At 51.7% G+C, this 11,910-nt stretch carries 11 protein-coding genes and 1 riboswitch; of the genes, 4 read left to right on the forward strand and 7 right to left on the reverse strand.

Annotated elements, in window-relative coordinates:
- From AC2FNE_RS23060 to nrtS, 4 genes are all read left to right on the forward strand, one after another.
- On the forward strand, positions 1 to 1,143 hold a 1,143-nt coding region (locus AC2FNE_RS23060; protein ID WP_496806394.1), incomplete at its 5' end, for a flavin reductase.
- A 4-nt stretch (positions 1,144 to 1,147) separates the two neighbouring features.
- Positions 1,148 to 2,209, forward strand: a complete 1,062-nt coding sequence (locus AC2FNE_RS23065) for an LLM class flavin-dependent oxidoreductase (protein ID WP_496806395.1) — start codon at positions 1,148 to 1,150, stop codon at positions 2,207 to 2,209.
- A complete protein-coding gene (locus AC2FNE_RS23070) occupies positions 2,210 to 3,691 on the forward strand; it encodes an aldehyde dehydrogenase (protein ID WP_170605515.1) in 1,482 nt (493 codons plus the stop codon).
- A gap of 123 nt (positions 3,692 to 3,814) precedes the next feature.
- Positions 3,815 to 4,042, forward strand: coding sequence for a nitrate/nitrite transporter NrtS (gene nrtS / locus AC2FNE_RS23075; RefSeq protein ID WP_170605517.1), 228 nt, complete (start codon positions 3,815 to 3,817; stop codon positions 4,040 to 4,042).
- A gap of 203 nt (positions 4,043 to 4,245) precedes the next feature.
- Here the strand turns inward: nrtS and AC2FNE_RS23080 are convergent, their stop codons facing one another.
- The 7 genes from AC2FNE_RS23080 to AC2FNE_RS23110 form a co-directional block, all read right to left on the reverse strand.
- Positions 4,246 to 5,181 carry an ABC transporter substrate-binding protein gene (locus AC2FNE_RS23080; protein WP_496806396.1) on the reverse strand — a complete coding sequence of 312 codons (936 nt, stop codon included), beginning with the start codon at positions 5,179 to 5,181 and terminating at the stop codon, positions 4,246 to 4,248.
- A gap of 209 nt (positions 5,182 to 5,390) precedes the next feature.
- Positions 5,391 to 5,490, reverse strand: a riboswitch (TPP riboswitch).
- Between the two features lie 188 nt (positions 5,491 to 5,678).
- On the reverse strand, positions 5,679 to 7,172 hold the full coding sequence (locus AC2FNE_RS23085) for a mannitol dehydrogenase family protein (protein ID WP_496806397.1): 1,494 nt from the start codon (positions 7,170 to 7,172) through the stop codon (positions 5,679 to 5,681).
- Positions 7,172 to 7,945, reverse strand: coding sequence for an L-iditol 2-dehydrogenase (locus tag AC2FNE_RS23090; RefSeq protein ID WP_496806398.1), 774 nt, complete (start codon positions 7,943 to 7,945; stop codon positions 7,172 to 7,174). The genes AC2FNE_RS23085 and AC2FNE_RS23090 overlap by 1 nt, the downstream gene beginning before the upstream one ends.
- Positions 7,942 to 8,946: an ABC transporter ATP-binding protein gene (locus AC2FNE_RS23095; protein ID WP_170479903.1), complete on the reverse strand. Its 1,005-nt coding sequence runs from the start codon at positions 8,944 to 8,946 to the stop codon at positions 7,942 to 7,944. Before AC2FNE_RS23095 ends, AC2FNE_RS23090 begins: the two co-directional genes overlap by 4 nt.
- A 12-nt stretch (positions 8,947 to 8,958) precedes the next feature.
- On the reverse strand, positions 8,959 to 9,789 hold the full coding sequence (locus tag AC2FNE_RS23100; protein WP_170479905.1) for a carbohydrate ABC transporter permease: 831 nt from the start codon (positions 9,787 to 9,789) through the stop codon (positions 8,959 to 8,961).
- Between the two features lie 12 nt (positions 9,790 to 9,801).
- Positions 9,802 to 10,668 carry a carbohydrate ABC transporter permease gene (locus AC2FNE_RS23105; protein ID WP_170479907.1) on the reverse strand — a complete coding sequence of 289 codons (867 nt, stop codon included), beginning with the start codon at positions 10,666 to 10,668 and terminating at the stop codon, positions 9,802 to 9,804.
- A 108-nt stretch (positions 10,669 to 10,776) separates the two neighbouring features.
- Positions 10,777 to 11,910 (reverse strand): ABC transporter substrate-binding protein (locus tag AC2FNE_RS23110; protein WP_496806399.1); only part of this gene is annotated, 1,134 nt, incomplete at its 5' end.

Genomic DNA, 11,910 nt, shown 5'->3' on the forward strand with positions numbered 1-11,910 from the left:
GGCAAGTTGCAGAGACTTACGGTCCCGGCGTTATTCGCAACCGGCGAACTTGATCCAAATTCCACTCCGGCAATGTCCGCGGCAATGGCCAAGGCGGCACCACTAGGCACATACGTCAGCTTGGATGGCGAACGCCATGTTATGACGTTTGACGCACCCGACAGGGTCAATAACGTGCTTCGAGAATTTTGGAAGGATCAACAGATGCCTCAGTTCGATCCACGCGAGTTTCGTCGAGCCCTTGGCACATTCGTAACTGGGGTCACGGTCGTCACAACGGAATCTGAAACCGGAGAGAAACGCGGTTTCACAGCCAACAGCTTTACCTCGGTCTCTCTTGATCCGCCCTTGGTATTAGTCTGCCTCAGCAAAACTTCTTCTAGCCTCGAAATATTCGAACAGGCGACATCCTATGTTATCAACGTTTTGACTGAGGATCAGAAGCACATCTCAAACCAGTTTGCTTCTAAAGTGCCGGACAAGTTTTCAGGAATCGAAACCCGCCGGGAAACAACCGCCAGTCCAGTGATCGCGGATACAGCTGCGTGGTTCGATTGTGTACCACACAACGTGGTGGACGCAGGCGACCACATTGTCCTGATCGGTAAAGTACAGGCGTTTGGAGGCAATCAAGGAAATCCGCTGGTTTACCATAAAGGCGGCTATATCACCTTTGGCTTGGCACAAGAGGCAATCACGGCATCCGAAAACACCCAACATGCAAACACTGTTGGCATCCTGCTTGAGCAAAATGAGCATCTTTACTTTGAGATGAGTGCCGATGGCGGTCTTATGTTGCCGACGGCGCCTCGTCTTGGTGGTTCCAGCGGGTTGCAAGCCAAGCTCAAAATGCGCGGCCTTGAAGTATTAGTAGGTTTTGTTTTTGCCGTTTTCGAGGACAACACAACCGATCAAACGGCAATCTACTACCGCGGTTCTGCCGCTGGAAAACTAACTGACGGCAACGGCAGATGGATTCCAATCGATTCCATAGATCAAGGCAAGATAAGTGACATGGCTGTACGCAGTATGGTGAAACGCTTTATCGCGGAACACCGACAGGACGCGTTCGGCGTATATTTTGGCGACTCTGACGTGGGCAGAGTAGGCGCGCTTCAACGATCGATGCAAAGCGGGGGATAAGCATATGAAGTTTTCGCTGTTCGTGCACATGGAGCGCAATGATCCAGCCAAGCCGCACTCAGAGCTGCTGGACGAACTAGTCGAACTGGTAGAAATTGCAGAAGCCGGTGGGTTTGAAATCGCTTGGGTTGGTGAGCATCACGGCATGGAATTCACCATCGCACCCAACCCATTTATCTACATCACTCATTTGGCGCAAAAAACAACAACCATTCGTCTTGGCACCGGCACTGTCGTCGCGCCATTTTGGCATCCTCTTAAACTCGCAGGTGAGGCTGGGTTGACCGATATTATCACCGATGGGCGGCTGGAACTAGGTATCGCGCGCGGGGCTTACCAGTTTGAGTTTGACCGCTTATGTGATGGAATGCCAGGTCCCGAAGGCGGCGCTCATCTTCGTGAGATTATCCCGGCAATCAAAGGCCTTTGGTCAAAAAATTATACCCACAAAGGTGAAATATGGAACTTCCCCGAAACCACACCTAGCCCTCTGCCATTGCAACAACCGCACCCACCTATTTGGGTTGCCGCTCGGGATATATCCAGCCACGAATTTGCCGTGGAAAACGACTGCAATGTAATGATCACGCCGCTTTGGAAAGGCGACGAAGAAGTCGATGACTTGATGCGAAAGTACAACGAAGCTTTGGCGAAGAATCCGGGAAAACTCCGGCGCGAAGTAATGTTGTGCAAACACACCCACATGGTCGAAAATGAGCGAGAGGCGCAGGACGCAGCAAAACAATTTAACAAGTATTTCAACTACTTTGGCGCTTGGTTCATGAATAAGCGACCTATTCAAGACGGGTTCATCGAACCACTTAGCGAGGAAGAGCTGGCCGCCAACCCAATGTACGCCCCAGACGTGATGCGCCGCGATTTGCTGATCGGCACGCCCGAAGAAGTAATTACGAGACTAAGACTCTACGAATCCTGGGGGGTAGATCAGTTCAGTTATTGGATCGACAATGGCTATCCGCACGAAGAGAAAAAGAAATCTCTCATAAGGTTTATCGAACACATCGTTCCAGTGATGTCTGGTGACCCCGCTCGAAAGGCCAGCTGAATGGGAGACTTTCCGGTTTTTCGAAACTACATTGACGGCTCTTTTGTCGAAGGTAGTTCCACTTTTGAAAGCATAAACCCGTCAACAGGTGAAACATGGGCCATCATGCCTGCAGCTGGTGCCGCAGACACAGCCCGCGCGGTCGAGGCGGCTAACCGCGCCTTTCTGTCGCGTGAATGGGCTGGCTTGACACCCACTGCACGAGGAAAGCTGCTGTACCGACTAGCGGATTTATTGGCAGAAAATGCGCAGGACTTAGCCGAGATTGAAACCATCGACACGGGTAAAATCATCCGGGAAACGAAGGGTCAGGTCGGCTATACCGCCGACTATGTGCGTTACTTTGCGGGCCTTGCGGACAAGATCGAAGGCAGCCATTTACCAATCGACAAGGAAGAACTTGAAGTCTATTTACGCCGCGAACCAATCGGGGTCGTGGCAGCTGTCGTTCCGTGGAACTCACAGTTATTTTTGGCAGCCGTCAAATTCGGCCCTGCACTGGCGGCAGGATGCACCATTGTGCTGAAAGCGTCTGAAGATGCACCGGGGCCGCTGCTGAAATTTGCAGAACTTGTAGACGAAGCGGGTTTTCCACCTGGAGTTTTCAACGTGATAACGGGTTTTGGCGAAGAATGCGGACAAGTGCTGACATCGCATCCTGACGTTGCACGCATTGCTTTTACAGGCGGCCCTGGTACCGCAAGGCAAATCGTTCAAAACTCGGCAGAAAACCTTGCATACACCACGCTAGAGCTTGGCGGGAAATCGCCTGTCATAGTTTTCGACGATGTAAACTTGGATTCCATGATCAATGGTGTTGTGGCAGGAATTTTTGGCGCCGCCGGGCAAAGCTGCGTTGCCGGGTCGCGTCTTTTAGTTCAGCGTCGAGTGAAGGACGAATTAATTGGCCGACTCAAAGCCAAGGCTGAGGATATCCTGATCGGTGACCCATCGGATCCGGCTACGGAATACGGTCCTTTGGCGACCAAGGCACAAATCGACAAAGTTGAACGTGTCGTCGAGAGCAGTATCGCTGCGGGCGCGATACTGATAACTGGTGGAGCACGCCCTGAAGGATATCAGGGAAAACAATACTACCTGCCAACTATACTGGACTGTTCAAATGTGAAGGATGCGGACTCGGTTACCGAGGAATTGTTTGGTCCGGTACTTAGCGTTCTTACCTTCGATACCGAAGATGAAGCCATCGCAATGGCCAATTCAACCAATTTCGGATTGGCAGGAGGCGTCTTTACAAACAACCTATCCCGGGCTCACCGCATGATCCGCGCAGTACGAAGTGGCATTATTTGGGTTAACACTTACCGCGTCGTTTCGCCGATTGCACCCTTCGGCGGGTTCGGGGAAAGCGGTCTGGGTCGCGAGGGAGGAATGGAGAGCGTTCTGGATTATACACGCGCTAAAAGTGTCTGGATAAATACCTCTGACGCACCCATCCCCGATCCATTTAAGATGAGATGAACGACCCGCGGAGGTGGTCCCTGTTATTTAGAGTTGCTTCTTCAACCTTGCTTGTGGTCTTTCAAGGCAATAACTGAGCGAGACGCCAGCAGTTTCCTTAGGCTTCAAAGGTGAAGATCACAAATGGCCAAATTTCTGAATCTTGCAATCCAGCCTTCGGTCATGCGACGCGCAGGTCGCATAGCCTTAATAATTGGCAGCGTATTTTTCTTGATCAACTATGCAGATAAATTGATCGCAGGCACGATTACGCGTCCGGAAATAATAAAGGCAATGGTCAGCTACTGCGTGCCCTACTGCGTTTCAACTTATTCGTCGGTTATGGCGGTCATCGAAAGCGAGTCGGCATAACATTTGCTACAATTGTGAACCCCGAACCATCCTCAACTGACTCAACGCAATCTCCTAGGGCATACATTGAAGAAGGTAATATGCGCGATGACACGTCAAAGCGTTCGTCAGCACATAGCAAATTCAATCTCAACCTTTGTGACCTGCAACCATCGAATTGCAATTCGATGGCTGGGTTTTTACCATGTTTAATGGTCGCTTGATTATTGCTCTCCTAAATCAACCGCCAATTTCGAGACGGGTCTAGTACCCTCAACCAGCCCAATATCCGAGAGGAACGCTTCGAACCGTTCATAGCGACCTTCGTCCAGGGCCTCAGGACGTAGAGCAAACCTTGGCAACGTGTCGATCCAAGCCTTTGCGTTCAAATCGTCATTCAACTCCGCAGCGTAGTTTTTGAAGACGCTCCAACTTTCGATCGGGTTGTTGACAATGAACTGAGTGGCCAATTGGGTAGCACCCAAAAACCGACGAACCAAATCTGAATCCATTCGATCAGCGTTCGCCACATAAATCAATTCATCGTAGGTCGGCACTCCCTCTTCCTCTACGTAAAAACACCTCCCTTCGACGCCTTCTATTTTCATCTGATTTAGTTCAAAGTTCCGGTAGGCTCCGATTACGGCATCGACCTGACCGGACATAACCGACGACCCCAGCGAGAAATTTACATTCACAAGTTCGATCTCATCCAGGCTGACGCCATTTCGCTTCAATATGGTTGTCAACAATGCTTCTTCGAAACCAGAAACCGAAAATCCTATTTTGCCGCCCTTTAGGTCTGAAACTTGCTTTACTGATCCGTCTTTCAGAACCAGTAGACAGTTTAGAGGAGTGGCTATCAGAGTACCTACTCGGACCAGAGGCAAACCTTCTGCCACCTGCAGGTGATGATTAGGTTGATAACTGACCGCTAAATCTGCTTTCCCTGCAGCAACCAACTTGGCGGGCGCTGATGGATCTGCCGGAGGAATGATTTCAATATCCAACCCTGCATTGGAAAAATACCCAAGTTCCTGAGCGACAATGATGGGTCCGTGGTCAGGGTTTACAAACCAGTCAAGTAGAATGGTCATCTTGTCAGTTGCCCACACAGGTGTCGGCAGGACGAGGGCCGCGCACATTATCAGATGTTTCACAATTGGTTTCCTTGTTCACAAAAGCTAACAAAGTAGCTCATCAGGACATTTCGGAGATCTGCCGACGTTCTTTACCCTGACAAAACACAGGCCAGACGACTTAGAATTGCCGGTGTTTTCAAATTTATCATTTGCAGCAAATCTTATGGACGACACGCCCAGAATCTCTTCGACTTATGTCAGAACGAGCGAGGGAAACCAGCGGTGGGGTCCACCTTGAAACTGTTTCCTACGCCGGTTCTAACCGGTTCAGGTTCAATGGGTTCGCGTAAACGTCTCAGCCGAAATTTGGCACCCCAACAGTAAGCCGGGAAATAGTGAAGTTGGCCGCGACATGTCAATCAGTTTTCATTCGGGATGATCCCCAAAGGTCGTGTTTTGCGTTTGCCCACACACAATGATGGTTACTGATTGAGATGATCATTACCGATACAATCGCCGTTGCAAAGCCGATTTTCCAGCATCCAATTGGTTAGAATTCGGACCACTCCGTTCCGTTAAGCCAAATAACGACGTATCGCTGCACGGCTACCGTTTTTAACAATCTCGTCTAACCAAACTTTGAACTGAGCCGCAAAGCGCTCGTCGTGACCAATTTCGCCGTAAAGGTTGGCTTTTCCAATCCACGCCTGCGCTCCCTCATGCGCTGCGAGGGCGGCACCTTTCAATTCGTTCCAGATCGGATCGTTCGGGGAAATCTCGGTCCCATCTTCGCGAAGGCCAGTGCACATCCGGCACCAAAGCGCTTGTGACAATGCCAAGCCAGAGATAGGCGTCCCAGCGTTTATAGCATCACGCAGCGACGGCAGCAAAAACCCCGGATGCCGGGAAGACCCGTCAAAAGCTACTCTGCGGGTTGTGTCGTGGATCGCAGTATTGGAGAACCGCCTCTTTACCAAAGCAAGATAGTCGACTGGGCTAGCCCCTGGAACAGCCTGAACAAGAGGCACAATTTCTTCAACCTGAACCTTCTGGAAGAACTCCGAGATATCTGGATCCTGCATGCAGGATGAAATTGTCGGTGCACTCAGGATCTCTCCCACATTTGCAAGAAGCTGATGACCGCCGTTTAATATACGCAGTTTCATCACCTCATAGGCGTGAACGTTTTTCGTTATTGTTACGCCAACATTTTCAAACGGGGGTCGATCTCCACAGAAATTGTCTTCAATCACCCATTGCCGAAAGTTCTCATGCGTTACAGGTGCGAGATCATTGATGCCTAGTTCCATAGCTTGTTCGACCACCTGATCCGTTGTGGCCGGCACAATGCAATCCACCATCGAATTTGGAAAAGCTCCGTATCGATCAATCCAATCAGCCAATCCCGGGTCAGATAGCCCTGCCAACCCAACAACGCAGTTTCGCAGGATCGCGCCATTGCTTTGCAGGTTGTCGCAACTAAGAACCGTGAAGGGTTTCAGCCCGGCCGACCTGCGCCGTGCAAGTGCCGCCACAATTGCGCCGAATGCCGTGCCTGGATGGTCGGGATTTTGAGCATCACGGAGTATTTCTTCGTGATGAATATCGAATTCTGAAGAATTCGCGTCGAGGTAGTACCCGCCTTCGGTCACAGTAAGTGACACAATGCGGATGGCCGGTTCGGCCATTTGCCGGATCAGCGACGAATTGTCAGACTCGATTGGAAGATAGCCGATCATAGGGCCGATAACTTCGGCAGATGTTCCGGATGGGTCCAATTCAATCAGTGTCGTGAGACAGTCTTGCGCCAATAACCTCTCACGCATTGCTGCGTCATAGGCTCGAACCCCTGCCCCTATGATCGCCCAATCCTTTGCCACGCCTTGCTGCATGAGTTGGTGGATATACCAAGCCTGATGCGCACGGTGGAAATTCCCAAGGCCGATATGAACGATGCCAGGCTTCAAATCCTCGCGCCGGTACTTCGGTGTTTTGACGTGCGCGGGCAAATCATTTAATCGGTCGCACCGCAATTTTACCGGTGCATTCGCCTTTGCTGTTGGGTTCATCAGCTCATCCAATTTCCACCGTCGACATTGTAGGTTTGAGCCACGATGTACTCAGCTTCATCAGATGCCAGGAAAACGGCCATCCCCGTCAGATCCTCAGCGCGCCCCATGCGGCCATAGGGTACCGCTGACGCGACTTCGCGCCTTTTTTGCCCGCGTTCTTTACCCTCATATTTTGCGAAAAAGGCATCGACACCATCCCAGTGTTCGCCGTCGACAACCCCTGGCGCGATGGCGTTCACGTTGATCCCATGCGGTATTAGATTCAATCCCGCTGACTGCGTCAGCGAAATGACAGCCGCTTTGCTGGCACAATACACTGCCACCAATGGTTCACCACGACGTCCGGCTTGCGAAGCCATGTTGATGATCCTGCCTTTGGTTCCATTTTCGATCATGTGCCGGGCAACGGCCTGAAGCGTGAACAGAGTTCCGGCGACATTGATTTCAAATACCCTATTGTAATCCTGTCTTTCGATTTCAGTGATCGGAGCGGCTGAAAAAATCGCAGCATTGTTAATTAAGATTTCAATTGGGCCAAAATGCGAAGAAACCTCAGAAATTGCGTTATCGATACTGCTTTGTTCGCGGACGTCCATTTCTACAGCCATTGCTGAAGACCCTATTTCTGACGCAGATTCCTGCGCACGTGCGACGTCGACATCTGCCAATGCTACACGCGCACCTTCTGAGGCGTAGGCCTCGGCGAAGGCTAGTCCAATACCGCGGGCAGCACCTGTTATGAGTGCCGTTTTGCCAGCCAACCGTTTCATTCGATTCGCAAGCCTTTCGCGTCGAAACGATGAATCACATCCGCACGCGGCGTCAGCTGGATACGGTCACCATGTCGGAAACCGACCTCACCATCAGCTCTCACAGTGATAGTTTCCGCCAAGCCTGTTTCGTGAATATGAAAGAAAGTATCTGACCCAAGATGTTCGGAAACGCCTACTACGCCATTCCAAGTTCCTTCATTTTCGGAAACAGCGATGTGTTCAGGTCGTACGCCGATGGTGTGCGCTCCATGTTTTTCGGCCTCTTCGCCTTCGATGAAGTTCATCCGGGGCGAGCCAATAAAACCCGCTACGAAAAGGTTACGCGGCGTACGGTAAAGTTCCAAAGGGCTGCCGACTTGTTCGATTACACCTGCCTGAAGCACAACAATCTTGTCAGCCATGGTCATTGCTTCGACCTGGTCGTGGGTGACATATATCATGGTCGTCGCAAGACGTTCGTGAAGCTCGCTGATTTCCAGCCTCATACCAACGCGTAAAGCCGCGTCGAGGTTCGACAAAGGTTCATCAAAAAGGAACGCTGCGGGTTCCCGGACAATTGCTCGGCCAATTGCAACCCTCTGGCGCTGACCGCCAGACAATTGCCCGGGTCGGCGATCCAGATAGTCGGTCAGGTTCAGAACACTTGCAGCTCCTTCGACGCGACGGTCGATCTCAGCCTGATCCAGCTTTGCCATACGCAACGGAAACGCAATGTTCTTGCGCACGGTCATATGCGGATAAAGCGCATAGGACTGGAACACCATCGCCAACCCTCGTTTCGCGGGCGGTACGTCCGTTGCATCCGATCCATCAATCTCGATCGAGCCTGAGGTGATGTCTTCCAACCCTGCGATCAAGCGTAACAAGGTGGACTTGCCGCAACCCGAAGGGCCAACAAAAACTGTGAACTCGCCATCTTCGATTGTCAGATCCAGAGGGGGAATGACCTCGACGTCGCCGAAGCTTTTCGTCACGGACTTGAGTTGAATGCGTCCCATTTGTCTCGTTCCTTATTTCACAGCGCCGAAGGTCAAGCCGCGGACAAGTTGTTTCTGACTGAACCAGCCAAGGATTAGAATTGGTGCAATCGCCATGGTCGATGCCGCGCTAAGTTTCGCAAAGAACAGACCTTCTGGGCTGGAATAGCTGGCGATGAACGCGGTCAACGGGGCCGCGTCCACGGCGGTAAGGTTCAGGGTCCAAAACGCCTCGTTCCAAGCCAGAATGAAGTTCAGCAATACAGTTGATGCTATGCCAGGTACCGCCATAGGTGTCAGTATGTGAAGGATCTCTTCCTTCAGTGTCGCCCCATCCATCCGCGCGGCCTCCAGAATCTCTCCGGGGATTTCGCGGAAGTAGGTGTAAAGCATCCAAACGATGATAGGCAGGTTAATCAGCATCAACACAACAACCAGACCGCCGCGCGTGTCCAAAAGACCCAACCGAATAAACAGAAGGTAAATCGGGTAAAGCACGCCAACCGCTGGTAACATTTTCGTCGAAAGCATCCACAGCAGAATGTCTTTGGTGCGTTTGGATGGCACAAAGGCCATTGCCCATGCGGCGGGCACTGCGACAATAACACCCAATAGGGTCGACCCACCCGCAATTATTACCGAGTTCCAAAGGAAACGCATGTAATCTGAACGCTCCTGCACGATGGCATAGTTTTCCAAGGTCCAGTTAAAGTTAAGAAACAGTGGCGGGCTTGCGATTGCCTGTGCCTCAGTCTTGAAACTGGTCAGGATCGTCCAAAGGATCGGGAAAAATATCAGCAGACCAACTGCCCAAGCTAGGGCGGTGTTAAACGATTTGCGACGTGTCGTGACTGCGCGGGCCATGATTTTCTCTCCTCACGCGTCCAGGTTCTTGCCGACGATGCGCATCAGGAAGATGGCTACGATATTGGCAAGGATGATGGCGTAAACACCGCCGGCTGAACCGAGACCCACATTTTGACTTTCCAGCACACGTTGGAAAATCAGGTAGGTCAGCGTCCGAGTTCCGAAAGCACCACCTGTGGTTACGAAAATCTCGGCAAATATCGACAACAGGAATATTGTCTGTATCAAGATCACAATAGTGATCGCGCGGCTCAGGTGCGGCAAGATGATATGATAAAATCGCTTCAGCGGCGGGGCTCCGTCCATCTCGGCAGCCTCAAGCTGTTCGCTGTCCAAAGACTGTATTGCGGTTAGAAGGATCAGAGTCGCAAAGGGTAACCATTGCCAAGAAACGATCATGACTATCGAAGTCATCGAAGCTTCGGACAGCCAAGAGATCGGCTCTGCTCCAAAGAACCGCCATAGATGGGCAAGCAGGCCGTTTACCGGATCCATAAACATGTTCTTCCAAACAAGCGCAGACACGGTTGGCATTACAAAGAACGGGGCGATGACCAGAATGCGAACAACACCCTGCCCCCACATCGGTTGATCCAGCAGCATAGCCATCAAAACGCCGAGTACGACAGTGATCACAAGAACACCGCCGACGATTACCAAAGTAGCTTGTACTGCAGGCCAGAATGCGCTGGACGAGACAAAACGAATATAGTTGTCAAATCCGACCCATCCTAAATCACCGCCGCGCAGCGGCAGGTATTTCTTGAAGGAAAAATACAGCGTCATCGTCAGGGGCACGAGCATCCAGCCAAGCAGCAGGACCACTGCGGGTGCCATCATCAGGCGTGCAACGGATCGGGAATGTTGAGTAGCCATGACGCAAAACCTCTCTGTTCAAGCCAATTGCAGCCTGCGAGAAAAATTCAATTTGTGAAAGAAGGCCGCGGGGGGCAGTCCCCTGCCCACCCGCTTTGGGAGTGTGCCTTAGTAACCTGCGGCTTCCATCTCTTCAGCTGTAAAGGCCTGCGCTTTAGCAAGAGCTTCATCTACCGTTTGCTGGCCCGCATAGACCGCCGAGAACTCCTGACTCACCTGTGTGGCGATGCCTGCAAATTCTGGGATCGCCACGAACTGGATGCCAGTGTACGGCGTCGGCTGCGCGCAGCAATTCTGCGGGTCAGCGGCAAGGATTGACTTTAGCGTCATCTGCGCAAAGGGAATATCCTTGTAATTGTCGTTTTCATACAAAGATGTCCGAGCGCCCGGAGGTACGTTGGCCCAGCCTTCGTTCTCGGCCACTAACTCGATGTAATCCTTCGACGTTGCCCATTCTATGAATTGCTTGGCTGCATCCTCTTGCTGAGTACCCGCCGGGATGGCAAGCGCCCACGCCCACAACCAGTTGGCACGTTTGTCGACGCCTTCAGAATTTGGAGCCAGCGCAAAGCCAACTTTGTCCGCTACAGTCGAATCATTCGGGTTAGTCACGAAAGACGCCGCAACGGTCGCGTCGATCCACATACCGCACTTGCCCTGCTGAAATAGCGATAGGTTTTCATTGAAACCGTTGGTTGCATAACCCGCCGGTCCGGATTCACCCATCATGTCCACGAAGAACGTAAGTGCCTCTTTCCATTCGGGCTGATCAAACTGGGGCTTCCAGTTCTCGTCAAACCAGCGTGCTCCGAAAGAGTTCCCGGTTACGGTGATAAAAGCACCACCTTCGCCCCAACCAGCCTTGCCGCGAAGGCAGATACCGTTGATATCATTGTCCCGGTCTGTCATTGCGGCCGCTGCTTCGCGGATGAATTGCCATGTCGGCGCTTCAGGCATTTCCAGACCGGCTTTTTCCATCAGGTCGGTGCGGTACATGATCATTGAGCTTTCACCATAAAAAGGTGCTGCATAGAGCGTACCTTCGTGGCTTAGACCACCTGCCATTGCTGGCAGAAGATCCCCAACATCATATTCTGCGGACATGCCATCCAAGGGAACGAGCCAATCGTTCGCACCCCAAATCGGTGTCTCGTACATACCGATTGTCATGATGTCGAACTGACCGCCTTTGGTCGTGATGTCAGTGGTCACGCGCTGACGCAGCACGTTTTCTTCTAGTGT

The sequence above is a fragment of the Ruegeria sp. YKSD179 genome, from assembly GCF_059612885.1.

Bases quoted from the DNA above. Each gene is read 5' to 3' on its own strand.
- AC2FNE_RS23065 (WP_496806395.1), top strand. From the start codon at position 1,148: ATGAAGTTTTCGCTGTTCGTGCACATGGAGCGCAATGATCCAGCCAAG.
- AC2FNE_RS23070 (WP_170605515.1), top strand. From the start codon at position 2,210: ATGGGAGACTTTCCGGTTTTTCGAAACTACATTGACGGCTCTTTTGTC.
- nrtS (WP_170605517.1), top strand. From the start codon at position 3,815: ATGGCCAAATTTCTGAATCTTGCAATCCAGCCTTCGGTCATGCGACGC.
- AC2FNE_RS23085 (WP_496806397.1), bottom strand. From the start codon at position 7,172: ATGAACCCAACAGCAAAGGCGAATGCACCGGTAAAATTGCGGTGCGAC.
- AC2FNE_RS23090 (WP_496806398.1), bottom strand. From the start codon at position 7,945: ATGAAACGGTTGGCTGGCAAAACGGCACTCATAACAGGTGCTGCCCGC.
- AC2FNE_RS23095 (WP_170479903.1), bottom strand. From the start codon at position 8,946: ATGGGACGCATTCAACTCAAGTCCGTGACGAAAAGCTTCGGCGACGTC.
- AC2FNE_RS23100 (WP_170479905.1), bottom strand. From the start codon at position 9,789: ATGGCCCGCGCAGTCACGACACGTCGCAAATCGTTTAACACCGCCCTA.
- AC2FNE_RS23105 (WP_170479907.1), bottom strand. From the start codon at position 10,668: ATGGCTACTCAACATTCCCGATCCGTTGCACGCCTGATGATGGCACCC.